The following is a 23,102-nucleotide window of genomic DNA, read 5'->3' as shown; positions in this document are numbered from 1 at the left end:
GGTGGGATAAAAAAACCCGCCGGCGAGTGCGGGCGGGCAAGGGGGTTACAGGACGCAACCTATAAACAGTGTAGTCGTTTGCCGGATCGAGCAGCGGCCAATACGTAACGTTATGTATCAGCGGTGAAACACCAGCTTTTCCTCTTCAACCTCGACGCGAATGGTGTCGCCGGGCGCGAAGCGGCCGGCCAGCAGATCCTGTGCCAGCGGGTTCTCGATACGGCTCTGGATCGCCCGCTTGAGCGGCCGCGCACCGAATACCGGATCGAAGCCTGCCAGGGCGAGCTGGGCCATGGCCTCCTCGCTGACCTCGAGGCCGAGATCGTGCTCGGCCAGACGTGCCCGCAGCCTGTCGAGCTGAATGCCGGCAATCGCTTCGATCTGCGTCTGACGCAGAGCGTGGAACACCACGACCTCGTCGATGCGGTTGATCAGCTCGGGACGGAAGTGCATGCCCACCACGTCCATCACCGCCTGCTTCATCTCCTCGTACTTGGTGTCGTCGCCGCCAAGACGCTGGATGATGTCCGACCCCATGTTGGAGGTCATCACGATCACGGTGTTGCGGAAGTCCACCGTGCGGCCCTGGCCGTCGGTGAGGCGTCCGTCCTCCAGCACCTGCAGCAGGATGTTGAAGACGTCGGGATGGGCCTTCTCCACCTCGTCGAGCAGCAGCACCGAGTAGGGCTTGCGACGCACCGCCTCGGTCAGATAACCGCCCTCCTCGTAGCCGACGTAGCCGGGGGGCGCACCGATCAGACGCGCCACGGAGTGCTTCTCCATGAACTCCGACATGTCGATACGCACCATGGCCTCTTCGGTGTCGAACAGGAAGCTGGCCAGCGCCTTGCACAGCTCGGTCTTGCCCACCCCGGTGGGGCCGAGGAACAGGAACGAACCGTTGGGTCGGTTGGGATCGGCGAGCCCGGCACGGGAGCGACGCACGGCGTTGGCCACCGCGGTGACCGCCTCCTCCTGGCCGATCACGCGCTGATGCAGCGCCTCCTCCATGCGCAGCAGCTTGTCGCGCTCGCCCTCGAGCATCTTGGCCACCGGAATGCCGGTCCAGCGCGACACCACTTCGGCGATCTCCTCTTCGGTGACATTGGAGCGCAGCAGCTTGTGCTTCGAAGTGTCGGTCTCGGCTTCGCTCGACTCGGCGATCTTCTTCTCCAGCTCGGGGATCACGCCGTACTGCAGCTCCGACATGCGACCGAGATCGCCCTGACGACGGGCCTGCTCCAGCTCGATCTTGGCTTTTTCGAGCTCCTCCTTGAACTGCCCCGCCCCCTGGATGCTGGCCTTCTCGGCCTTCCATATCTCGTCGAGGTCGGCGTACTCGCGCTCGAGTTCGTCGATCTGTTCCTGCAGGCTTTCGAGACGCTTCTTCGAGGCTTCGTCGGTCTCCTTCTTGAGATGCTCGCGCTCCATCTTGAGCTGGATCAAGCGGCGGTCGAGGCGATCCATTTCCTCGGGTTTGGAGTCGAGCTCCATGCGGATGCGCGACGAGGCCTCGTCGATCAGGTCGATGGCCTTGTCGGGCAGCTGCCGGTCGGTAATGTAGCGGGTCGAGAGCTTGGCCGCGGCGATGATGGCACCGTCGGTGATGTCGACATTGTGGTGCACCTCGTAGCGCTCCTTGAGCCCGCGCAGGATCGCCACGGTATCCTCTTCGCTGGGCTCATCGACCAGTACCTTCTGGAAGCGCCGCTCCAGAGCGGCATCCTTTTCGATGTACTTGCGGTACTCGTCGAGAGTGGTGGCACCCACGCAGTGCAGCTCGCCACGGGCCAGCGCCGGCTTGAGCATGTTGCCGGCATCCATCGCCCCCTCGGCCTTGCCGGCACCGACCATGGTGTGCAGCTCGTCAATGAACAGAATTACCCGACCCTCTTCCTGGGCCAGCTCCTTGAGCACCGATTTCAGGCGCTCCTCGAATTCACCGCGGAACTTGGCCCCCGCCAGCAGCGAGCCCATGTCCAGCGACAGCACACGCTTGTCCTTGAGGCCCTCCGGCACCTCGCCGTTGACGATACGCTGGGCCAGCCCCTCGACGATAGCGGTCTTGCCCACGCCGGGCTCGCCGATCAGCACCGGGTTGTTCTTGGTGCGCCGCTGAAGCACCTGGATGGTGCGGCGGATCTCGTCGTCGCGGCCGATCACCGGGTCGAGCTTGCCATCGGCGGCACGCGCGGTGAGGTCGAGGGTGTACTTCTCCAGCGCCTCGCGGCTCTCCTCGGCGTTGGGATCGTCGACCCGCTCGCCGCCACGCACGCTGTCGACGGCCTGCTCCAGCGCCTTGCGGGTCACGCCGGCCTGGGTCAGCAGTTTGGTCACCGCATGGTTCAGCTCCAGCGCGGCGAGCAGCACCAGCTCGCTGGCGATGTATTGATCGCCGCGCTTCTGCGCCTCGCGGTCGGTGAGGTTGAACAGCTTGATCAGGTCCCGCGAGGGCTGCACCTCGCCGGTGAACTGGGAAACCTTGGGCAGGTCGTCGAGATGCCCGGTCAGGGCGTCACGCAGCCGTGCGGCATCGCCGCCGGCCTTCTGGATCAGTGCCTTGATGCCGGTGTCGCGGGCATCGAGCAGCGCCAGCAGCAGATGGCCGGGCTCGAGCTGATTGTGCCCACGGCCGACGGCCAGCGACTGGGCGTCGGCCACGGCGTTCTGCAGCTTGGCGGTGAACTTGTCGAAACGCATTCGCTTTCCTCCATCGGGGTGGCGGCGCGTTCGGACGCACCGCTTGGCCCTGTCGTATCGGTGACAGATTCAATGGAGTCAGCGTGGCCGGCTTTCAAGTCGCCGACCAGGGAAAGCGAACCGTGCTTGATCTGGATCAGCGTAGCCAGATCACGCTGGCCATGCGTCCGGTCTTGCCGTTGTCGCGGCGGTAGGAGTAGAAACGGGATTCGCAAGCGGTGCAGAAGTGACCGCCGCTGATATGGGCGACCCCCAGCCGCTCCAGGCGCAGGCGGGCGAGCTTGTAGAGGTCGGCCATGTAATGGCCCAGGCGATAGGGGCTGGGATCGAACGCCGCTGCCGCTTCGGGATGGATGCCGACGAACGCCCGCTGCACCTCGGGGCCGACTTCGAACTGGGCATTGGAGATCGCCGGCCCCAGCCAGACCATGATCTCTTCCGAGGGTACGCCGAGCGCAGCCACCGCCGCCTCGAGCACGCCGCCGGCCAGGCCGCGCCAGCCGGCGTGGGCCACCCCCACCCGAGTTCCCATGCGGTCGCAGAAGAACACCGGCAGGCAATCGGCGGTGAGCACCACGCAGGCGTAGCCGCGATCGAAGGCCACCGAGGCATCCGCCTCGGGTACGCTGTCGCTGTAGCTCGACTGCACCCGTGCACCATGCACCTGCCGAAGCCACAGCAGCGGCCGCTCGTCGTCGATCTCATCGGCCAGCAAGCGACGACACAGCGCCACGTGAGCCGGATTGTCGCCCACCTGATCGCCCGGATTGAAACAGGCGAACTCCCCCTGACTGGGGCCGCTCTCGCGGGTCGTGACGAAAGCTCCGACACTGGCCGGCGCCGGCCAGTCGGGCACGATCAGGGTCGGCTGCAGGTGGGGGGCATCGCTCATCCGGGCTCCTCAGCGCATGACCTCGTGGTCGTCACGCAGATAGTCGATCAACAGCAGCAGATCGTCGGGCAGCGGCGCCCGAAACTCAACTGTTTCACCGCTGGCAGGATGCAGAAAGGCCAGCTTGCGGGCATGCAGTGCCTGCCGGGGGAACTCCCGCAGCAGCGTCTTGAGCTCATCGCTGGCTGCGGCCGGCAGCTTGAGGCGTCCACCGTATACCGGATCGCCCACCAGCGGGAAGCGCCGATGAGCCAGGTGCACACGGATCTGGTGGGTGCGCCCGGTCTCGAGTCGACAGCGCACGTGGGTGTGGGTGCGGAAACGCTCGACCACCCGGTAGTGGGTCACCGCCGGCTTGCCGCTGGGGTGAACCGCCTGGCGCTTGCGATCCTTGGGGTGGCGGCCGATGGGAGCGTCCACGGTGCCACCGGAGGTCATCACGCCGACGCAGACCGCATCGTATTCGCGTGACATGGTGCGAGCCTGCAACTGCTCCACCAGGGCGGTCTGGGCCGCCAGGGTCTTGGCCACCACCATCAGACCGGTGGTGTCCTTGTCCAGCCGGTGCACGATACCGGCACGCGGCACGGCGGCAAGACTAGGACAGTGATGCAGCAGGGCATTGAGCAGGGTGCCGTCGGGATTGCCGGCGGCCGGGTGAACTACCAGGCCGGCCGGCTTGTCGATGATCAGCACCTCATCGTCCTCGTGGACGATGTCGAGGGGGATGTCCTCAGCCTCAAAGCGAGTCTGCTCCTCGAGCGTGGCCACCAGCTCGAGCCACTCGCCGCCGGCCATCTTGTCCTTGGGCTTGCCCGGCCGGCCGTCCACGGTGAGTGCGCCCGCCTTGATCCAGCCCTTGAGCCGCTCGCGGGAATGGTCGGCAAAGAGTTCGGCAGCGGCCTGGTCGAGGCGGCTGCCGGCCAGGGAGATGGGCACACGCTGCTGGGCTTCCACGGTCTGGGGCATGATGGACTGTCGTTGAAGAGCATCCTCGGACTGCGTTTTGACGCGAGGTGCTTTATAGTGGACGGGTTATGGCCAATTCTACCATGGCCGACACGAGTTGTTAGATACGAGGATCACGATGCGCGTTTCCCCCATCGCCACACGCCTTGTCGCCCTGCTTCTGGCCGCCGCCCTGATCACGGGCTGTGCCGGCAGGTCTGGCACGGAAGAACAGGACGAATTCGAAGGCGTCGCCGAACAGCAGCTCTACGACGAGGCGCGCGACGCGCTCGAAGGCGGCCGCTACACCACCGCCATTACGCGCCTCGAGGCCATCGATACGCGCTATCCCTTCGGACGTCATGCCGAACAGGCTCAGCTCGAGTTGATCTACGCCTACTACCAGACCCAGGACTGGGAAGCCGCCCGCGCCGCCGCCAGCCGCTTCATCCGTCTGCACCCCACTCATCCGCAGGCTGACTATGCGCTCTACATGCGCGGGCTGTCTTCCTGGCAGGCGGGCCGCTTCAGCCTCGAGCGCCTGCGTCTGATCGACATCTCCAAGCGCGACCTGGGTGCCTCGCGCGACGCCTACTCCGACTTCCGCGAGCTGGTATCGCGCTACCCGGCCAGCGAATACGCGCCCGACGCCGAACAGCGCATCGTCTACCTGCGCAACGTGCTGGCCCGTCACGAGCTGCACGTAGCGGACTTCTACCTGCGCAAGGGCGCCTATCTGGCCGCCGTGGAGCGTGGCCGCTGGGTCATCGAGAACTACCCGGAAGCCGAGGCCACCCGCGATGCGCTGGCCGTGATGGTCGAGGGCTACCTGGGGCTCGACATGCGCGACCGCGCCCGCGAAGTGCTGCAGGTGTTGATTCAGAACGATCCCGGTAACGAGCGCCTGCGGGGCCGTACCTTCCAGCCGCAGCACGTGCGGGCCCAGTCGCTCTCCGCTTGAGTCCGTCAGCCCCCGGCTGAAAACCAAGAACCCGCGAGCTTGCTCGCGGGTTCTTGCGTTGGGCGCTTTGGCTCGGTCAGTCGCCGGGCTGCCAGCCGTTGACGATGGGATAACGGCGGTCGCGCCCGAAGCCGCGCGGAGTCACCCGCACGCCCACCGGCGCCTGGCGCCGCTTGTACTCGTTGCGATCGACCAGCTTGACCACCTGATAGACGTCGTCGCGTTCGAAGCCGGCCTCGATGATCGCCTCGGCGCTCATGTCGCCCTCGATGTAGCGCATGAGAATGGCATCCAGCGTATCGTAGTCGGGCAGCGAGTCGGTGTCCTGCTGCCCCGGCGCCAGCTCGGCCGAGGGCGGCCGGGTGATCACCCGCTCGGGAATCGCCGGCTCCTGCGCGTTGCGCCAGCGGGCCAGTCGATAGACCCAGGTCTTGTAGACGTCCTTGAGCGCATTGAAACCGCCCACCATGTCGCCGTAGAGCGTGGCGTAGCCCACCGCCATCTCGCTCTTGTTGCCGGTGGTCAGCACCATCAGGCCCTTCTTGTTGGAGATCGCCATCAGCAGCACGCCGCGACAGCGCGACTGCAGGTTCTCCTCGGTGGTATCGCGCTCGGTGCCGGCGAAGGTGTCGGCCAGCGTAGTCATGAAGGCGTCGACCATCGGCTCTATCGGCAGCACCTCGTAGTGCACGCCGAGCACCCGGGCCTGCTCGGCAGCGTCCTCCTGAGACATGTCGGCGGTATAGCGGTAGGGCATCATCACCGCGTGCACCCGCTGCGGCCCCAGCGCATCCACGGCGATGGCCAGGGTAAGGGCCGAGTCGATGCCGCCGGAAAGCCCCAGCACCACGCCTTCGAAGCCGCTCTTGTTGACGTAATCGCGCACGCCGCTGACCAGCGCACAGTAGAGACTCTCCTCGGGCTCCTCGAGGGGCTCGATCTCGCCCTCCACCGGTGCCCAGGCGCCATTCTCCTGCACGAACTGCACCGGCATCAGCCCCGCCTGCCAGTAGGGTGCCACGACCCGTACCTGGCCACCGGCATCGACGCAGGCCGAGCCGCCGTCGAACACCAGCTCGTCCTGGCCGCCGATGGTGTTGACGTAGACCAGCGGCAGCGACACCTCGGCGGCACGCTGCTCGAGCAGGCGCAGGCGTTCGGCCGGCTTGTCCTGGTGGTAGGGCGAGGCATTCAGCGTGACGACGATATCGGCGCCGGCATCGCGTGCGGCCCGCACCGGCGCACCGTCCCACAGATCCTCGCAGATCAGCACGCCGAGCTTGGCCCCCTTGTGCTCCAGTACCAGGCTCTGCTCGCCGGTGGCGAAGTAGCGCCGCTCGTCGAAGACCTGATAGTTGGGCAGCACCTGCTTGGCGTATTCGCCGATCCACTCCCCGTTGTAGAGCAGCCCGGCCAGGTTGTAGCCGAGCCCCTCGCGGCGGCCGGGATAGCCGATGATCACCAGCACGTCGCGGGACATCTTGGCCGCCATGCGCGAACGCGCCTCGCGCAGGCGGGTCTCCATGGAAGGACGCAGCAGCAGATCCTCGGGCGGATAGCCGCTCAGGAACAGCTCGGGAAACACCACGATGTCGGCACCGTGCTCGATGCGTGCCTCGCGAACGGCCTCGATGGCACGCTCGGCGTTGCCGGGAATGTCACCCACCAGCGGGTCCAGCTGCGCCATCACCAGCGTCAAGTCTTGCATGGGCGTAGGAATCTCTTGAGAATCGATGTCATGACATTGTCCCGCAAGGGCGTCCGGCTGGCAAAGCCGCCAACCCAGAAGGGAGCCAGAAAAGGATGAACCTATTGCTCATTCGCCTGATCATCTTCGCCGTGCTGTTCTTCGCCGGCCTCAAACTCTATCGCATGTACCGCGAGTGGAAGCTCGACCGCGAAGGGCAATTGGAGGATGCATCGCACCAGGAAGGCAACCAGATGGTGCGCTGCAGCTGGTGCCAGGTACACGTGCCGGAGAACGAAGCACTGCGCGAGCAGGGCGAATGGTTCTGCAGCAGTGCCCATCGCGACCGTTACCTGCAGGAGCAGCGCCCCGAGGAGTAAGCTGTCAGGCCGTAGCGGCAATCGCCTACAGGCTCCATCGGCGATGACTGATAGACGCTCTGCGCAGCTCGACTAGAGTGGAGGTCTCATGCGAGGACACCACTCTGGAGAGCGCCATGGATTCGGCTCGCGCCACGGCTTTCATCGCCCCACGCCAACGTGGTCTGACCCTGATCGAACTGCTGGTCGTCATCGTCGTGGCCGGTATCCTGATGGGATGGGCGGTGCCCGGCCTGCAGGCGATGCACGCTCGTCAGGAAGTGGTCGCCGAAGCGCACCGCCTGCGCACGGCACTCGTGCTGGGGCGCAACAGCGCCATTACCCGACGCAGCACGGTCATCGTCTGCCCCAGCCCGGACCGGCAAAGCTGCCGCATGGATGACTGGAGCGCCCCGCTGGCCATCGTGCTCGGCCCGCTGTCGGGCAACGACTTCGCCCCGGACGCCCTGCTCAGGGTGCTCGAGAACGGCCGCGGCGTCAGCGTCAGCTATCGTCAGGATGACAAACCGGTACGCTTCACCCAGTTGGGTCGGTCGTCGGGCCACAACGGCACCTTCCGCATCTGCGGTCGGCATGGGCAGGGTACCGAGCTGGTACTGAGCAATTTCGGCAGAGTGCGCGCAGGCAGCGCCATCGACTGCTGACCCCGCCAAATCTGACGAGCAGAAAAATGCGTCAAGCCATCGTAGGTTACCACCGGGACGACGAAGGACACTGGGTCGCGGAGCTGGCATGTGGCCACAACCAGCACGTGCGCCATCAGCCGCCCTGGATAGAGCGCCCCTGGGTCATGAGCGAGGCCGGGAGGCGTACGCGCCTCGGCGTCGAGCTCGAGTGTCTGAAATGCGAGCGGGGCGAACCGCGGGACGATCCATGACCCGGCCCCGCCCCATGGCACCGCTCATCAGCGAGCCCGCTATCCCTTGGGCCCCATCAGCAGCCAGATGATCAGCCCCACCAGCGGGAACAGCAGCAGCACGATGATCCACAGCAGCTTGGCAATGGGGCCTGCCGGGCTCTTGGCCACCTTGACGATGGCCCAGACCAGGATGATCAGCCAGATCAGGCCCAGAAGGCCGCCTACTTCGATTCCCATCAGACATCTCCTTGTCCAGCGGTCGGTGTTGTTCAAGAAGTAGCACGCAGCGGCACAGGTAACAATCCGAAACTGTTACGCCAGGTAATATCAGGTAACTCATCTCAGCCGAGCTGCCACCAATCCGGGAACAGCCGGCGCACTTCCGCACGCCGAAAGCGATCGTCCATCAGCACCAGCGTGCCGCGGTCCTCGGGGCTGCGAATCACCCGACCGGCGGCCTGAATCACCTTGATCAGTCCCGGTATGCGATAGGCGTAGGCATCGCCGTTACCGAACCGCGCCTCGAGCCTGGCCTTGAGGGTCTCGTTGAAGGGATCGAACGGCGGCAGACCCAGGGTGGCGATGAAGGCGCCGATCAGCCGCTCGCCGGGCAGGTCGATACCCTCGCCGAAGGCCCCACCCAGCACCGCGAAGCCGATGCCCTGCCCGCCCGCGCGAAAGCGGGCCAGGAAGGCATCCCGCTCCTCTTCGCGCATACCGCGGGTCTGACACCAATGAGGCAGTTCGGGGTGGAGCTGCTCGAGCCGCTCGGTCACTGCCTGCAGGTAGGCGAAGCTGCTGAAAAAGGCCAGATAGAGCCCCGGGCGCTGGCGGTACTGTTCGGCCAGCTCGGCGACGATGGGACCGAGCGAGGCCCCGCGGTCACGCAGGCGGGTCGAGATACCGCCCGGGATGCGTACCGCCAACTGGTCGCCGCGAAACGGCGAGGCGACCGACTGCCAGACACAGTCGTCCGGCAGCCCCAGCAGGTCACGATGGTAGTGTGCCGGCGACAGCGTGGCCGAGAACAGCACGCAGCTGTGGGCCTGGGCGAAGCGCGGGGCCAGGAAGTCGGCCGGCACCAGGTTGCGCAGCCCCAGCACCGCGCGCCCACGGCCATGACGGCTGAGATCGCACAGCGAATGCTCGCCGAACGACTCGGCCAGACGGCCGAAGCCGAGGGCATCGAACAGCCGCTCCTGCAGCACCGGGTCGGCGCCACCGGGATGCTCGGCCAGATAGTCGCCGATCGCCGCCGCCACCTGCTGCAGCGCGCCGACCAGGCGGCTGGGCAGGTCATCGAGTACTTGGTAGGCGGGGCGGCCCCGCTGCCCTTCGTCGGCGCCGCCCTGCTCGCGCACCAGCGCCTGCCACTGGCGCATCAGCCGGCCGAGGGGCTTCACCAGCGGCGCCGGGGCACTGCGGTACAGCGTCGCGAAAGCGTGCTGATCCAGCTCGCCGCTGTACATCCCCCGGGCTCGCTCCACCAGGTTGTGAGCCTCGTCAACCAGCAGCGCCAGACGCCAGCCGTTGGCCTGGGCCAAGCCGTGCAGCAGCGCCGAGACGTCGAAGTAGTGGTTGACGTCACCCACGCAGACGTCGCTCCAGCGCGCCAGCTCCTGACCCAGGTAGTAGGGGCATACCCCATGCTCGAGGGCCACCTCGCGCAGCGCTTCGCGGTCGAGCCAGCCGCGCTCGGCCGCGGCCTGGCGTGCGGCGGGCAGCTTGTCGTAGAAGCCGGCGGCCAGCGGGCAGGCCTCGCCATGGCACGCCTTGTTCGGGTGCTCGCAGGCCTTGCTGCGCGCCGTCAGTTCCAGTACCCGCAGCGGCAGGCGCTCCTCCTGACGCTCACCGCAGTCACCGGCGGCTCCCAGCTGCACCAGCGCCTCCAGCGCCAGGCGCCGGCCCGGGGTCTTCATGGTCAGAAAGGCGAGCCGGTCGATCTGCTGGCGCGGCATCGCCTTGAGGGTCGGGAACAGCGTGGCCACGGTCTTGCCGATGCCCGTGGGCGCCTGGGCCAGCAGGCAGCGCCCGGTGGCCGCCGCCTTGTAGACGCCCTCGGCCAGCTCGCGCTGCCCGGGGCGAAATTCGGCGTGGGGAAAGCTCAGCCCGGCCAGGGCGGTATCGCGGGTCTGGCGATGGCACGCCTCCTGCTCTGCCCAACTCAGGAAGCGTTCACACTGAGCCTCGAAGAAGGCGGTGAGCTCGGTGGCGCTGGCCTGCTCGGTAAGCAGCGTCTCGCGCTCGCTGCCGATATCGAAATAGACCAGCGCCAGGGTCAGCGAAGCGAGCCCCCGCTCGGCGCACAGCAGCGCCCCGTAGACCTTGACCTGGGCCCAGTGCAGAGCGCGCTGATTGGCGGGCATGCGCGAGAGGTCGCCGCGATGGGTCTTGATCTCCTCGAGGCGGTTCAGCGCCGGGTCGAAGCCGTCAGCCCGACCGCTGACCGCAAGACCGCGGTAATGCCCGCTCAGGGCCAGCTCACGCTCGAAATGCTTGCCGCGTCGCCCTGCCACCAGGGCATGGCCGGCGATGCCTTCGCGAGCGCTGGGCGAGGGCGTGAAGCGGAGGTCGAGATCGCCCTCGCGGGCGGTGAAGTCGCATAGCGCCCGCACCGCCACGCGATAGAGCGGCGCTTCGCCACTCGTCGCGGCAGCACTCATGGCGCTCCGCCTTGCTGCCAGGTCACGTGACAGACCACGGCCTCGATGCCCTGGGCCTGGAAGAACGCCAGCCAGCGCCCCTGGTTGTCCTGCAGCCGGTCGCCGGGCCCCTTCACTTCGATCAGGCGATAGCGGGGCTCGCCGCTGGCCGCATCGGGCAGGAACTGAATCAGATCGGGCAGTCCCGCGCGGTTGGTCTTGAGGTCGGCGAGCAGGCGCTCGAAGCAGGCCCGCAGGTGCGTTGCCGGAATACAGACCAGGGCCTGCTCCAGCAGCTCCTCGTCGAGCGCGTCCCAGTAGACGAAGGGGGACGCCAGGCCGCGTTTCTCGTGCCAGACGCGCCATATCGCCTCACCGTGGCTGCCATCGTCGAGGCGCGCCAGGCAGGCGTCGAAGATCTCGCGCCGACGCGCGACGAAGTCGTCGCGATAGAGATCCGCCGGGCCGATGTGAAAGGGGTGGAAGAAAGCGCCCGGTAGCGGGGCGAACAGTGCCGGCCAGCAGAGCAGGCCGAACAGGCCGGCGATCAGCGCGTTCTCGACATAATGAACCGGTGCTTCGGGACGGCTCAGGTGTTCGGCCGCGGCGCGCTCGACGCCGACCGAGCCGGCCATGGGCAGGCAGAGATCGAGACGCCGAACGGCAGCGTCGGGCTCGCGGCTCGGCGGCGCCAGCTGCAGTCGCCGGCACAGCCTAGGCAGCAGGCGCGCCAGCGCCTGGCGCTCCTGCTCGCCGACGGTCGATGCCCATGCCCGGCTGGCCAGCGCATGGGCCTGGCGATACTCACCCAGCCGCTCCAGCAGCCGCAGGTGGCGTATGCGCGCCTCCACCTGGCCGCCCGCCCCCTCGCCGCTTTCGGCATAGAGCTGCAGGGCCAGGGCTTGCTGGCCGCTGCGTTCGGCTGCCTGGCCCAGCAGGAACGCCAGTCTGCCTCGCCGCTGCGCCAGCCAGGCGTTCTCCTCCGGCACGCTCGGCAAGTCGGTCATCAGCGCCGCGATCGGCTCGCCCTGCTCCAGGCGCTCGCGCAGCGCGTGCAGCGCCAGATAGGCATCGACTTCTTCGCGACGCTGGAAGGCGCGGGAGCCGGGCGTCAGCGGCACCCGCTCGAAGCGCTGCAGGCCGAGCTCGGCGAGCACGAACTCGGCCCAGTCCTGGCGCAGGTTGCCAAAGAACATCAACCGCAGGCGGTCGCACCAGGGCATCACCGCTAGCCGCACGATGCGCTCGCCGTCCAGAGCTTCACTCGCCACCGACCACCATTCGCTCAGGCGCTTCGCCTGGAACTCTTGCACCGACAACGCCTCGCTGATTGCCGTCTTGCTCGCTCCGGGAGCAAGCCCGGCAGCGGCAATCTCCGCCTTCAGCGCCCGGCGCAGTTCGGCCAGACGCAGCAGACGAAACAGCTCGGCGAACCCCAGCTCGGGGTCCGCTTCGACCCAGCCGGCATCCACCAGCGGCGCCAAGGCGCGCTCGGTGTCGCCAATCTCGGGATAGACGAGCCTGCCGGTACGAAAGAGCTCTCCCTTGCGCATCACCATGCGCACCAGCAGCGCCTGGGACGACCGAGGGAAAGCATCGAACGTGGCGAGAAGACCACGCTCCTCCCGGGTCAGCAGGTCGGCATGATGCGTACCCACCCAGTCCAGGACGAAGCGGAAGTTCGCCAGGTAGTAGAAGGGGTCGTCGAGGGAGGCGGTGGCCGCAGCGGTGCCTGAAACACTGTTCATGCATCCATGATATCAGTCTCACCGCCGCCCGCCAGCTCTGCCTCAGCTCAAACCTGCGGCGAGAGCGCGCACCACCTCGGCCGCCGGCACTTCACGACAGCTGCTGGCGTTCTGTCCGGCCCACAGCGGCGAAAAATCGGCGCTGCCCGCGGCCTCGGCGGCGCTGCGCAGCGGGGCAATGGCGGCGGTGGCCAACGGGAAGGCCGGTACTGCCTCGCTGAGCGGACCCTGCTCGCGCATCAGCCGGGTGATGATGCCCCGCGCGGGGCGCCCCGTGTACAGGTTGGTCAGCGCCGTATGACGCGCGGCCTCGCTCTGCAGCACACGGCGATGCAGCGCCGAGGTAGTAGCCTCGGGGCAGCATAGGAAGGCGGTGCCGACCTGGACCGCCGATGCCCCCAGTGCGAAGGCGGCAGCCACGCCGCGCGCATCGGCAATCCCCCCGGCGGCTATCACCGGCAGCGACACGGCCGCCACTACCTGCGGCAGCAGGGCAAAGGTACCGAGCTGGGTGGTGACGTCCTCGTCGAGGAACATGCCGCGGTGGCCACCCGCCTCAAGCCCCTGGGCGATGATCGCATCAGCCCCATGGGCCTCGAGCCAGCGTGCCTCCTCGACGGTGGTGGCGGACGAGAGCACCACGGCTCCCCAGCCCTTGACCCGCTCGATCAGCGCCGCCTCCGGCAGACCGAAATGGAAGCTGACCACCTCCGGGCGGAAGGGCTCCAGGGCATCGCACGCCGCCTGATCGAACGGATGCCGCCCGGCGCCGGCCGGCACGCTGTCGATATCGAGGCCGTACTCGGCATAGTAAGGCGCCAGCAGCCGATGCCAGCGTGTGAGCCGCGCCTCGTCCGGCAGCGGCGGCGCATGGCAGAAGAAGTTGACGTTGAGGGGCCGCGAGGTGGCAGAGCGAATGCGCTGGAGCTTGTCCGCCATGGCTTCCGGCGTGAGCATGGCGCAGGGCAAGGCGCCAAGCCCCCCCGCCTCGCTCACGGCCACTGCCAGCGTGGCGCCCTGCACGCCGGCCATGGGCGCCTGAAGAATGGGAAGCTCGATGCTGAGCTGGCGGGTCAGGCTCATGATTCCTCTCCCTGCTGTCGCTTGTTGCGCTGCCAAGGGCGCCTCGGCCCCAGCGTGTCGGCGGCATAGGCGCCCCGCTCGCCCATGGGCCGGGGTTCGCCCACGGTGGTATCGCGCTTGGTTTGACGCTCCATTTCAGCGTTGATCTCGGCGCCCAGCAATACGACGAACGAGGAGAGCCAGAACCACAGCATCAGGATCACCACCGCCCCGAGCGAGCCATACAGCTCGTCCATGTTGGCGAACTGGCTCACGTAGAGCGACAGACCGCCTGAGCCAAGCAGCCACAGTAGCGTGGCCACCAGGGTGCCCACGCTGACCCACTCCCAGCGCGGCGAGCTGCGATAGGGGCCGTAGCGATAGAGCACCGCGATCACGAACATCATCAACAGCAGCAGGGCCGGCCAGCGTAGCCAGTTGATCAAGGTGACCACGGGCCCCTCCAGGGCCAGCCAGCCGACGACCAGTGGAAATAGCGCAACGACACCGATCGCCCCGAGCGAGATCACGATCAGCCCGAGAGTCAGCGTGGCCACTACCAGCATGCGATGCACGAAGCCGCGCCGCTCCTCCTCGCCATACACCACGTTGAGTCCGACCAGCAGGCCGCGCACCCCCTTGGATGCCACGAACATCGCCACCGCCAGACCGAGCAGTGCCGTCAGACTGAGTCCAGTATCGGTATTGGCGCCGACCTCCTCGGCCTGCTCGGTAATCAAGCGAGCTCCACCGGGCGGCATGAAACGGCCGAGCTCAGCGATCTGCTCGGCCAGCTCCACCGGATCGAAGGCCAGTGCCCACAGCGAGATGACCGCCGCCATGGCGGGAAACAGCGATAGCAGCGAATAGAAGGCGATGCCGGCTGCCAGCATGTTGACGTGGTCGTCCGCCAGCTGCTCCTTGACCCGCCAGATCACGTCCAGCCACCCCGGAGCGGGTATCTGGTTCGGCTTGCCGGCCTTGCGGCCTCTCAGTTCCTTTGCCATGACATCCTCAGGGCTGCTGCGCCGGGCGCAGTATCATGCGGGCATCGCGAATCTCGATGTCGAAACGATTGAGGAAGCTCATCCCCAGCAGCGCCACCTCGCCCTCGAGCCCGGGGCTGATGGAGCCATTGACGTTAGTGGCTGTGAAGCCGCCCAGACTGACCTCGTCGAGTCGGGTGAGGTCCCCGCGAACACGTCCGTTGGCGGTGTTGAACCAGGCCGAACCGGCACTTTGCAGGCCAAGCCGCTCGGCAAACTCGGCGGGAACGGCCACGTAGGTGGCACCGGTATCGAGCAGGAACTCGATCGGCTCGCCGTTGATACGCCCGGTGGCGACGAAGTGGCCGGAGCGGTTGCGCTCCAGCACGATTGGCTCGTCGGAGCCGGTCACGGCGTTGACCAGGTGCGCGTTGGGATTGCGCTGTTGCTCGAGAAACCCGTGGAACCACCAGCTGCCAACGCCGATGAACGATACCCAGAACAGCAGCATCATGCCCATGCCGGCACGCCTGATAGAACCGTTCTGTCGGTTCATGTCTTTTCCCCCGATTGGCAGGCTTCGCCCGCTTTGACACTTTGGGTCTGGCTGTCTGTACTGAACGGCGCTGCGCCTCCCTTGGCTGCGCTTCGACGACTGTCGCTTCAAGACATCTATCGATTCAATAACGTCCATCTATTCAATAACGACAAGGATAGCCACATGCACGACCGCATCGAACATTCGACCATGATTGCCCAGCGCCATTCCCCTCTTGCCCCGACGCTGATCGGTGCCGCCATGATCACGGCCCTGCTGGCCAGCATGCCGCTGGCGGCATGGGACGGAATGGTGGAAAAGCAAGTCTTCGAAATGGACGAATACACCACCATCGGCGGCGACACCATCGCGCCGGTGCGCATCGGCTGGGAGGCCTACGGCACCCTCAACGAGGAGAAGGACAACGTCATCCTGATCACCCACTTCTTCTCCGGCACCAGCCATGCCGCGGGCCGCTACGCCGAAGACGATGCGGCACCCGGCTACTGGGATGCCATCATCGGTCCCGGCAAGCCACTGGATACCGACGAGTACTACATCATCGCCTCGGACACCCTGGTCAACCTCAACGCCCACGACCCCAACGTCACCACCACCGGACCGGCCACGCCCAACCCCGAGACCGGCGAGCCCTGGGGCACCGACTTTCCGCTGGTCACCATTCGCGACTTCGTCGAGGTACAGAAGGCCCTGCTCGAGAGCCAGGGCATCGAACGGCTGCATGCCGTGATGGGGCCTTCCATGGGAGCGCTGCAGGCCTACGAGTGGGCCAGCGCCTATCCCGAGCGGGTCGAGCGGCTGATTCCGGTGATCGGCGGTGGCGCTGCCGATCCCTGGCTGCTGGCGACCCTGAGCGCCTGGGCTGCCCCCATTCGCCTGGACGCCAACTGGAACGAAGGCGACTACTATGACGGCGAGCCGCCACTGGACGGGCTGCGCGAAGCGCTCAAGCTGGTGACGCTGAACGCCAACCACTGGCTCTGGGCCAACGAGACTTTCGACCGCAGCTGGGCCGACGAGGATGCCGATCCGGCCCGTGAGCTCGACGCGCGCTACGCCATCGAGCAGACGCTCGACGACATCGCTGCGGCCCGTGCCGAACTGGCTGACGCCAACCACCTGCTCTATTTGGTCAAGGCCAACCAGGCGTTCATCGCCGGCCACGGCGAAAGCCTGGAAGAGGGGCTCGCCCGCATCGAGGCACCCACCCTGATCCTCTACAGCGAGAACGATCTGGTCTTCGCTCCGCAAGGCATACGCAAGACCGCCGAGATGATCGAAGCCGGTGGCGCTGACGTGGAACTGGTGACCCTCGAAGGCAAGCGTGGCCACCTGGATGGTGTCCTCGGCATCGATCAGGCAGGTGATCGCATCCGCGCGTTCCTGGCCGAGTGAAGCAAGCGGTCGCTACCCGCCTAGCCGAGTAGCGACCGTGCCAGCAGGTAGCCCCCCATGGCCAGCAGGCCGCTCAGAAAGATCCGCCGGAAGGTGGTTTCCGAGAGCCGTTGACGCAGCCGCTGACCAAGCTGCATGCCTACCAGAGCCGGTACTACCGCTCCCAGCGATAGCAGGCCCAGCTCCACGCTGAGCAGGCGCTGGCCGCCCATGGAGAGACCGAGAGCCATGGTAGTGACCACGAACAGCACCCCCATGGCCTGGATCAGCATGTCCCGCGGCAGGCCGAGAGACTGCAGGTAGGCCACACCGGGAAACACCGAGGAGCCGGTCATGCCGGTGAGCAGGCCGGTCAGCGCCCCGTTGACCGGCGCGGCATGCCGGCCGCGGCTGACCAGCTTGCCCAGGCCGAGGTTGAACAGCCCGGCCAGGGCGTAGAAGGCGATCAGCACTCCGAGCAGCCCCGAGAGCCAGCGCACGTCGACCCGGGCCAGAACGGCCACGCCCAGCCACACGGTGACCACCGACGCCAGCAGGAAGGGCCACAGGCGCCATACGATCTGCTTCAGGTAGCCCCCCACCAGTGCCTGCCAGACGTTGGTGATGATGGTGGGGGCCAGCAGCAGCGCCATGGCCGAGGGCAGGCCCACCGTGGCCGCGAGCAGCGCCAGCGACACCGTGGGCATGCCCATGCCGATCACTCCCTTGACCAGGCCGGCCACGACGAAGGTGAACGCGACCAGTGCCAGCAGCAGGAAATCGAGCGTCATGTCGTTGCTTCCTTGTCGGTCACAGAGACGCCGTTATGCGCCTCCCATTCGGCCGCCGCCTGCTGCCCGCGGGCCTGGTCGACCGCCAGGCAGATGAGCATGGCTACGATGAACAGCGCCGCGCACAACAGGATCGACGCCTGGAGCCCCACCACGGATTGCAGCAGTCCGAGCGCGATGATGCCGAAGACCCCGGCCAGCTTGTTGGCCAGCCCCCAGAAACCGAAGAACTCGGCGGCCTTGCGCGTCGGCGAAAACAGCCCGACCAGGGCGCGGCTGGCCGACTGGCTGGAGCCCAGTGAGAGCCCCGCCAGACAGCCGACGAACAGGAACAGGTGCTGGGCCTCCCAGTCGAGGCCGAAGGCGGCATTGAGGAAGGCGGTGACCTCCGGTGTGGCCCAGATGGCCAGAATCGCCGCCACCCACAGCAGCAGGGTCAGCTGGTAGGTGAACTTGGTGCCGATGCGATCCTGGATGAAGCCGAAGCCCAGCGCGCCGGCGGCCGCCGTGATCTGCACGATGATGAACATGATGTTGCGCACCGCCTCGTCCCAGCCGATCACCTGGGCGCCGTAGATGAAGGCGAAGGCGATGATGATGTAGACCCCGGCCATGGAGAACAGCAGCGACACCAGGAAGATGCCCAGATCGCGAAAACGCCGCAGCTCATGGAGCGTGGTGGAGACCCGCTCCCAGGCGATCTCCCGATAGCGCTTGCGGTGCGGCTGAGGCGTGCCGCGCTCCTTCAGCCACACAAAGGTGGGAATGGCGGTGATGAGGAAGAACGCTGCGGCAAAGGGGCCGACCCAGCGTATACGCTCGAAGTTGTCGGCACTGGCCTCCCCCAGCACCACCAGCGTGAAGCCAGCTGCGAACAGACCGCCGACGTAGCCCAGCGCCCAGCCGAAACCGGAGATCTTGCCCAGATCCTGCGGCGGGCCGAGGTCGGGCAGAAAGGCGGCAATGAACGACTCGCCCATGGAGTAGGCATAGTTGGACACCACGATCAGCAGCACGCCCAGCATGACGTAGCCCGGGGCCACGAAATAGAGCAGCGCCGTAGCAATCACGGTGGCGATGTAACTGATGAACAGGAAGCGCTTCTTGGCCGCCTGGTAGTCCATCACCGCGCCGCACAGCGGTGCGGTGATCACCACCAGCAGATAGCTCGTCGCCAGAGCCAGGCTCCACAGCAGGTTGGCAAGACGAAAGCCGTCGCCGCGATCCCCGACGATGACGGTAGTGAACAGCTCGCCGAACACCACGGTGATGATCAGCAGCGTATAGGCCTGGTTGGCGAAATCGAACATCGCCCAGCCCAGGATCTCCTTCTTCGATGCCCGCTGCCTGGCGCCAGCACTGCTGGCCGCCGGTATCACGCTCATCCCACTCTCCTCATGCCTGCGGGACCTTCCCGAAGCGCTAGCCTACCAGCAATCCGACGCAAAAATGACGCTGGGGCGGCTTTCACTACACTGAGGGTCACACATGGACTGGAGGTGAATCATGAAAGGACGCTGGAGCGGTACCCCCCTGCTGGCACTGGCCGTGCTCGCCACGGCAACGAGCGCCGACGAAGTGACATTGACGACCGAGCATCAGACGCTGAGGCTGGTAGCGGTGGCGGAAGAGCTGGAGCGCCCCTGGGGTGTGGCTATCTTGCCTGGTGGCCTCTACTTGGTCAGCGAGCGCGGCGGGCGGATTCAGACCTTCTACAACGACGAAAGGGAGACGATCGACGACTTGCCCGGCATTCAGAGCGACGACCAGGGCGGGCTGCTCGACATTGCCGCCTCGCCCGACTATCCCGATACCGGCTGGATCTACTTCACCTATGCCAGTGGCGACGCCGACTCCACCGCCACGGCCCTGGCCCGCGGTCGCCTGGCCGGCAATCGGCTGACGGACGTGGAAGAGCTGTTCGAGGAGAACCGTCGCTCCGAGCCCGGCCCCCATGCCGGCTCACGCCTGGCCTGGATGGGCGACGACACCCTGCTGATGTCGGTCGGCGACCGCGACTCGCCCGAACGGGCCCAGGACACCAACGATCACGCCGGCTCGATCCTGCGGCTCGGCCCTCAGGGTCTGGCACCCGAGGACAATCCTCGCTTCGAGGACGTGGGCTACCTGCCGGAGATCTACTCCTGGGGCCATCGCCACGTGCTGGGGCTGGCCGTGGATCGCGATAGAGGCGACGTCTGGGCCGTGGAAGCCCGCGGCAACGGACATGACGAGCTCATGCGCATTCGCAGCGGCGAGAATCACGGCTGGCCGGAGGACGACGACAGCGAGGAAGCCGCCGGCGCGGACCTGCTCGACGACATCGCCAGCGGTGAGCTGTTCACCGACGAGGAGGTCATCGAGCCCGTGCATCGCTTCTCCTCGGACGTCTCTCCTGCAGGCCTGGCCGTGGTCGACGGTGAACGCTACCCGCAGTGGCAGGGCAACCTGCTGGTGGGCGGCCTGGAGAGCGGTCAAATCTATCGCCTCGAAGTGAACGGCGATGAGGTGACAGAAAAGGAAGCGCTCCTCGACGAATCGCTGGGGCCGGTGCGCGACATCCGCCAGGGCCCCGAGGGTTACCTCTACGCCCTCATCGGTGACGATAACGGCACGCTCTATCGGCTCGAACCGGAAGAGTAACACGTGCGCTACATTTTGCCGGCCCGGCTTCGGGCCGGCTTGTCTTGCGTGGAGTGGAATCCTTCCTTTCTCACGCACCGCCGGGCATTATCACTGTTAACCTGAGTTAAACAGCTTTGTCCGGTGGCGCTGTTATCTGCCCTCTGGCAGGAAGTCGACGCTTGGCAGCGTGACTCTCGTCACCAGACAGTAATCAAAAGAACAAGCTGGCAGGGTGGGGAACGCATGAGAAAAAGGTTGACGATGATGCTGGTCCTGCTGCCGCTTTCAGCAGCAGAGGCCTTGGAGGAGCTGACCTTCATCACCGAGGAATACCCACCCTACAATTATCGGCAGGAAGGTCGACTCGAAGGCATATCCATCGAACTCCTCGAACGTATCTTCGCCGAAACCGGTACCTCCCTGTCCCGCGAGGACGTGCTGTTCTATCCTTGGGCCCGCGGTTACGAGACGGCCCTCAACGAGCCCGGCACGGTGCTGTTCTCCACCACCCGCACCGAACAGCGCGAGGAGCTGTTCCAGTGGGTGGGGCCCATTGCCACGGACAGGGTGGCCCTGATCGCTCGCCGCGGCAGCGGCATCCAGTTGAACGATATCGACGACGTGATCGCCGGTGACTACCGTATTGCCGTGATCCGCGAGGACATCGGCGCCCAACGGCTGCAGGAAGCCGGAGTGCCGGAAACCCAGATCCATGCGGCGATGTCAGGTGCCAGTGCCCTACGCATGCTCGAGCGGGGCCGGGTCGACCTGTGGGCCTATGGCGAGGACGTGGCCTTCTGGCTGATGAATGAAGAGGGCCTGCCGACCACTGACTACACCCCGGCCCTGACCATCAGCGAATCCGACCTCTACTACGCCCTGAACCGGGACACGGACCCCGAGCTGGTGGCCAAGATGCAGGCGGCGCTGAACAACCTGCGCGAGGGCGGCGTGCTGAGTGAAATCCTCGGCGGCACCATCGCCTTCAATACCGAGGAGTACCCTCCCTACAACTACCTGGATGAACACGGCAGCATCATCGGCTCGTCCACCGAGCTGCTGCGCACGGCGCTGAACGCCGCCGACCTCGAGGCCGACTTCCGCCTGCTGCCCTGGGCTCGCGCCTATACCGAGGCCCAGCTGCGCGAACGCCACTGCGTCTACTCCACGACCCGTACACCCGAGCGCGAATCCCTGTTCACCTGGATCGGGCCGCTGACCTCCAGCACCTGGACCGCCTTCGCCCTGGAGAACACCGACATCGCAGCCGACTCGCTGACGGACCTGTCCGAGCTGCGTGTCGGCAGCTTTCGTGAGGACGCAGTGGGTCGATATGTCGCCAGCCAAGGCATTCCCGTCGTCGTCACCAGCGCCGAGCGCGAAAACGTCAATCGTCTGCAGAGCGGAGTAATCGACGTCTGGGTCACCGGGGCACAGGCGGCCGACTACCTCGCCGCCGAAGCCGACCTGTCACTGCGCCCTCTGTTCACCTTCAACGAGGTCGATCTCTATCTCGCCTGTCACCCTTCGGTTCCCGATCAGTTCGTCTCGCGGCTGCAGGCCGCCATCGACCGCATTCATGCCGAAGCGGAGGTACCCTAGTGAAATATATTCCTGGCATGGATCGCCGGGCCGGTAGACGCAGCCTGACCGCCAAGCAGGCCGGCCTCACTCTGGCCATCGCACTTCTGCTCAGCATCATTGCCGGCATCGTCGAGCTGGCGCTCGACGCCCGTGCGATGCGTCACGAGATCGTCCTCGAAACGCACTACCGTATCGACCTGGTACACGGCACTGCCGCCGAAGCGGCCTTCCAGCTCAATCCTGAACTGGCGACACAGGTGGCCGAAGGCCTGCTCAGCGGCGGGCGGATTGCCAGCGTCACCATCAGCGACGATTTCGGTCGCGTCATGGCTGAACGTCGGCACGACGACTCCGATACCTCCAGCTGGATGGTTCAGGCTCTGTTCGCCGATATCCTCCACTACCGCAAACCGCTGGTCTATCAGATAGGCTCCGACAATGCGCCCACATCAATTGGCGAGCTGGAGTTGACGCTATCTCTCGACAGCTTGTCCCGCGATTTCATCGATCGCAGTCAGTTGATCTTCTCTCTCGGCGTGGCCAAGGCCCTGGCCATTGCGGCCCTGCTGGCACTGGTCTTCCACTGGTTCATCACCCGCCCCCTGCTCAAGGTGCACGCAGCGATCACCGAGACCGACCCCAGTCAGCCCGGGCGCTGGTCCAAGCCGGTCATGGGAGTACATGGTAACGATGAGCTGGGGCATCTGGTGGAGAGCGTCGACCGGCTGCTGCAGGCCTTCCAGCACGGTCTCGACCAGCGCGATCAGCTGCAGCAGATCTCCACCATGGATGGCCTGACCGGCATTGCCAACCGCCGCCACTTCGATGCCTTCCTCAGTCAGGAGTGGCAGCGCGCCCAGCAAGGCAATCATGACATCTCGGTGATCTTCATCGATATCGACCATTTCAAGGAGTTCAACGACCACTACGGCCACGTGGCCGGCGACGACACCCTGCGAGCCGTCGCCCACTCGCTTACCCGCGTGATCCATCGTCCTTCCGACCTGGTCGCACGCTATGGCGGCGAGGAGTTCGTCTGCGTGCTGCCGGAGACCAATCTGGCAGGCGCCCAACGGGTAGCCGAACGCATCCAGAAGGAGATCCACGCGCTCGACATTCCTCATGCCCACGCCACCCAAGCGGGCCGGGTCACCGCCAGCCTCGGCGTGGCCAGCAGCTACCCCGCACAGGACGACGTTGCCGGCTTCGAGGCGCTGCTGGCCGAGGCCGATCACCAGCTCTATCGAGCCAAGCGCCAGGGGCGTGACCGGGTCGCCGTCCAGACCTGAGCAGTGCCGGGGAAC

General features: G+C 66.2%; 20 protein-coding genes. 8 read left to right on the top strand and 12 right to left on the bottom strand.

Annotated elements, in window-relative coordinates; all coding sequences use genetic code 11:
- Positions 1-117: 117 nt before the first annotated feature.
- From clpB to rluD, 3 genes are all read right to left on the bottom strand, one after another.
- Positions 118-2,700, bottom strand: a complete 2,583-nt coding sequence (gene clpB / locus HOP53_RS20730; protein WP_234271759.1) for an ATP-dependent chaperone ClpB — start codon at positions 2,698-2,700, stop codon at positions 118-120.
- Positions 2,701-2,836: 136 nt separating this feature from the next.
- On the bottom strand, positions 2,837-3,592 hold the full coding sequence (gene pgeF, locus HOP53_RS20725) for a peptidoglycan editing factor PgeF (RefSeq protein ID WP_234271758.1): 756 nt from the start codon (positions 3,590-3,592) through the stop codon (positions 2,837-2,839).
- A 9-nt stretch (positions 3,593-3,601) separates the two neighbouring features.
- On the bottom strand, positions 3,602-4,561 hold the full coding sequence (gene rluD, locus HOP53_RS20720; protein WP_234271757.1) for a 23S rRNA pseudouridine(1911/1915/1917) synthase RluD: 960 nt from the start codon (positions 4,559-4,561) through the stop codon (positions 3,602-3,604).
- Between the two features lie 118 nt (positions 4,562-4,679).
- Between rluD and HOP53_RS20715 the strand changes: the two genes are divergently transcribed.
- Positions 4,680-5,501 carry an outer membrane protein assembly factor BamD gene (locus HOP53_RS20715; RefSeq protein WP_234271756.1) on the top strand — a complete coding sequence of 274 codons (822 nt, stop codon included), beginning with the start codon at positions 4,680-4,682 and terminating at the stop codon, positions 5,499-5,501.
- A 76-nt stretch (positions 5,502-5,577) separates the two neighbouring features.
- Here the strand turns inward: HOP53_RS20715 and HOP53_RS20710 are convergent, their stop codons facing one another.
- Entirely contained in the window at positions 5,578-7,209 is a 1,632-nt protein-coding gene (locus HOP53_RS20710) for an NAD+ synthase (protein WP_234271755.1), read from the bottom strand.
- Between the two features lie 95 nt (positions 7,210-7,304).
- Between HOP53_RS20710 and HOP53_RS20705 the strand changes: the two genes are divergently transcribed.
- The 3 genes from HOP53_RS20705 (at position 7,305) to HOP53_RS20695 (ending at position 8,445) form a co-directional block, all read left to right on the top strand.
- Positions 7,305-7,568, top strand: a complete 264-nt coding sequence (locus tag HOP53_RS20705) for a PP0621 family protein (protein ID WP_234271754.1) — start codon at positions 7,305-7,307, stop codon at positions 7,566-7,568.
- Between the two features lie 116 nt (positions 7,569-7,684).
- Positions 7,685-8,212 (top strand): GspH/FimT family pseudopilin, encoded by a 528-nt coding sequence (locus HOP53_RS20700; protein ID WP_234271753.1) that lies wholly within the window; start codon positions 7,685-7,687, stop codon positions 8,210-8,212.
- 26 nt (positions 8,213-8,238) lie between these two features.
- A complete protein-coding gene (locus tag HOP53_RS20695; protein WP_234271752.1) occupies positions 8,239-8,445 on the top strand; it encodes a DUF3565 domain-containing protein in 207 nt (68 codons plus the stop codon).
- 39 nt (positions 8,446-8,484) lie between these two features.
- Here the strand turns inward: HOP53_RS20695 and HOP53_RS20690 are convergent, their stop codons facing one another.
- The 6 genes from HOP53_RS20690 to HOP53_RS20665 all read right to left on the bottom strand — a co-directional run bounded on the left by HOP53_RS20690 (position 8,485) and on the right by HOP53_RS20665 (position 15,421).
- Complete coding sequence (locus HOP53_RS20690; protein WP_010627671.1) at positions 8,485-8,664, bottom strand: PLDc N-terminal domain-containing protein; 180 nt, start codon at positions 8,662-8,664, stop codon at positions 8,485-8,487.
- A 104-nt stretch (positions 8,665-8,768) separates the two neighbouring features.
- On the bottom strand, positions 8,769-11,090 hold the full coding sequence (locus HOP53_RS20685) for an ATP-dependent DNA helicase (RefSeq protein ID WP_234271751.1): 2,322 nt from the start codon (positions 11,088-11,090) through the stop codon (positions 8,769-8,771).
- The gene (locus tag HOP53_RS20680) at positions 11,087-12,817 is read right to left on the bottom strand and encodes a VRR-NUC domain-containing protein (protein WP_234271750.1); all 1,731 of its coding nucleotides are present in this window, start codon (positions 12,815-12,817) and stop codon (positions 11,087-11,089) included. The genes HOP53_RS20685 and HOP53_RS20680 overlap by 4 nt, the downstream gene beginning before the upstream one ends.
- Before the next feature lie 42 nt (positions 12,818-12,859).
- Positions 12,860-13,900 (bottom strand): NAD(P)H-dependent flavin oxidoreductase, encoded by a 1,041-nt coding sequence (locus HOP53_RS20675; protein ID WP_234271749.1) that lies wholly within the window; start codon positions 13,898-13,900, stop codon positions 12,860-12,862.
- Positions 13,897-14,886, bottom strand: coding sequence for a YihY/virulence factor BrkB family protein (locus tag HOP53_RS20670; protein WP_234271748.1), 990 nt, complete (start codon positions 14,884-14,886; stop codon positions 13,897-13,899). Before HOP53_RS20670 ends, HOP53_RS20675 begins: the two co-directional genes overlap by 4 nt.
- A 7-nt stretch (positions 14,887-14,893) precedes the next feature.
- A complete protein-coding gene (locus tag HOP53_RS20665; protein WP_234271747.1) occupies positions 14,894-15,421 on the bottom strand; it encodes a retropepsin-like aspartic protease family protein in 528 nt (175 codons plus the stop codon).
- Positions 15,422-15,586: 165 nt separating this feature from the next.
- Between HOP53_RS20665 and HOP53_RS20660 the strand changes: the two genes are divergently transcribed.
- Positions 15,587-16,819 (top strand): E22 family MetX-like putative esterase, encoded by a 1,233-nt coding sequence (locus HOP53_RS20660; RefSeq protein WP_234271746.1) that lies wholly within the window; start codon positions 15,587-15,589, stop codon positions 16,817-16,819.
- Positions 16,820-16,839: 20 nt separating this feature from the next.
- Here HOP53_RS20660 and HOP53_RS20655 read toward each other — a convergent pair whose 3' ends face one another.
- Entirely contained in the window at positions 16,840-17,589 is a 750-nt protein-coding gene (locus tag HOP53_RS20655) for a sulfite exporter TauE/SafE family protein (RefSeq protein WP_234271745.1), read from the bottom strand.
- A complete protein-coding gene (locus HOP53_RS20650) occupies positions 17,586-18,974 on the bottom strand; it encodes an MFS transporter (RefSeq protein ID WP_234271744.1) in 1,389 nt (462 codons plus the stop codon). Before HOP53_RS20650 ends, HOP53_RS20655 begins: the two co-directional genes overlap by 4 nt.
- A 121-nt stretch (positions 18,975-19,095) precedes the next feature.
- On the opposite strand from HOP53_RS20650, the gene HOP53_RS20645 reads away from it, so the two are divergent.
- From HOP53_RS20645 to HOP53_RS20635, 3 genes are all read left to right on the top strand, one after another.
- The gene (locus HOP53_RS20645; RefSeq protein ID WP_234271743.1) at positions 19,096-20,232 is read left to right on the top strand and encodes a PQQ-dependent sugar dehydrogenase; all 1,137 of its coding nucleotides are present in this window, start codon (positions 19,096-19,098) and stop codon (positions 20,230-20,232) included.
- A 225-nt stretch (positions 20,233-20,457) separates the two neighbouring features.
- On the top strand, positions 20,458-21,816 hold the full coding sequence (locus tag HOP53_RS20640; RefSeq protein ID WP_234271742.1) for a substrate-binding periplasmic protein: 1,359 nt from the start codon (positions 20,458-20,460) through the stop codon (positions 21,814-21,816).
- A complete protein-coding gene (locus tag HOP53_RS20635) occupies positions 21,816-23,087 on the top strand; it encodes a GGDEF domain-containing protein (RefSeq protein WP_234271741.1) in 1,272 nt (423 codons plus the stop codon). The genes HOP53_RS20640 and HOP53_RS20635 overlap by 1 nt, the downstream gene beginning before the upstream one ends.
- Positions 23,088-23,102: the final 15 nt, after the last annotated feature.

It is taken from the genome of Billgrantia ethanolica (assembly GCF_021404305.1).
GTDB lineage: Bacteria > Pseudomonadota > Gammaproteobacteria > Pseudomonadales > Halomonadaceae > Halomonas > Halomonas ethanolica.
The sequence above is the reverse complement of the archived record's forward strand: the minus strand, read 5'-3'. Positions and strand labels throughout refer to the sequence as shown.

Coding starts and splice junctions, on each gene's coding strand:
- HOP53_RS20675 (WP_234271749.1), bottom strand. CDS start 13,900: ATGAGCCTGACCCGCCAGCTCAGCATCGAGCTTCCCATTCTTCAGGCG.
- HOP53_RS20705 (WP_234271754.1), top strand. CDS start 7,305: ATGAACCTATTGCTCATTCGCCTGATCATCTTCGCCGTGCTGTTCTTC.
- HOP53_RS20685 (WP_234271751.1), bottom strand. CDS start 11,090: ATGAGTGCTGCCGCGACGAGTGGCGAAGCGCCGCTCTATCGCGTGGCG.
- clpB (WP_234271759.1), bottom strand. CDS start 2,700: ATGCGTTTCGACAAGTTCACCGCCAAGCTGCAGAACGCCGTGGCCGAC.
- HOP53_RS20655 (WP_234271745.1), bottom strand. CDS start 17,589: ATGACGCTCGATTTCCTGCTGCTGGCACTGGTCGCGTTCACCTTCGTC.
- pgeF (WP_234271758.1), bottom strand. CDS start 3,592: ATGAGCGATGCCCCCCACCTGCAGCCGACCCTGATCGTGCCCGACTGG.
- HOP53_RS20640 (WP_234271742.1), top strand. CDS start 20,458: ATGAGAAAAAGGTTGACGATGATGCTGGTCCTGCTGCCGCTTTCAGCA.
- HOP53_RS20670 (WP_234271748.1), bottom strand. CDS start 14,886: ATGGCAAAGGAACTGAGAGGCCGCAAGGCCGGCAAGCCGAACCAGATA.
- HOP53_RS20660 (WP_234271746.1), top strand. CDS start 15,587: ATGCACGACCGCATCGAACATTCGACCATGATTGCCCAGCGCCATTCC.
- HOP53_RS20700 (WP_234271753.1), top strand. CDS start 7,685: ATGGATTCGGCTCGCGCCACGGCTTTCATCGCCCCACGCCAACGTGGT.
- HOP53_RS20695 (WP_234271752.1), top strand. CDS start 8,239: ATGCGTCAAGCCATCGTAGGTTACCACCGGGACGACGAAGGACACTGG.
- HOP53_RS20710 (WP_234271755.1), bottom strand. CDS start 7,209: ATGCAAGACTTGACGCTGGTGATGGCGCAGCTGGACCCGCTGGTGGGT.
- HOP53_RS20645 (WP_234271743.1), top strand. CDS start 19,096: ATGAAAGGACGCTGGAGCGGTACCCCCCTGCTGGCACTGGCCGTGCTC.
- HOP53_RS20680 (WP_234271750.1), bottom strand. CDS start 12,817: ATGAACAGTGTTTCAGGCACCGCTGCGGCCACCGCCTCCCTCGACGAC.
- rluD (WP_234271757.1), bottom strand. CDS start 4,561: ATGCCCCAGACCGTGGAAGCCCAGCAGCGTGTGCCCATCTCCCTGGCC.
- HOP53_RS20715 (WP_234271756.1), top strand. CDS start 4,680: ATGCGCGTTTCCCCCATCGCCACACGCCTTGTCGCCCTGCTTCTGGCC.
- HOP53_RS20650 (WP_234271744.1), bottom strand. CDS start 18,974: ATGAGCGTGATACCGGCGGCCAGCAGTGCTGGCGCCAGGCAGCGGGCA.
- HOP53_RS20690 (WP_010627671.1), bottom strand. CDS start 8,664: ATGGGAATCGAAGTAGGCGGCCTTCTGGGCCTGATCTGGCTGATCATC.
- HOP53_RS20665 (WP_234271747.1), bottom strand. CDS start 15,421: ATGAACCGACAGAACGGTTCTATCAGGCGTGCCGGCATGGGCATGATG.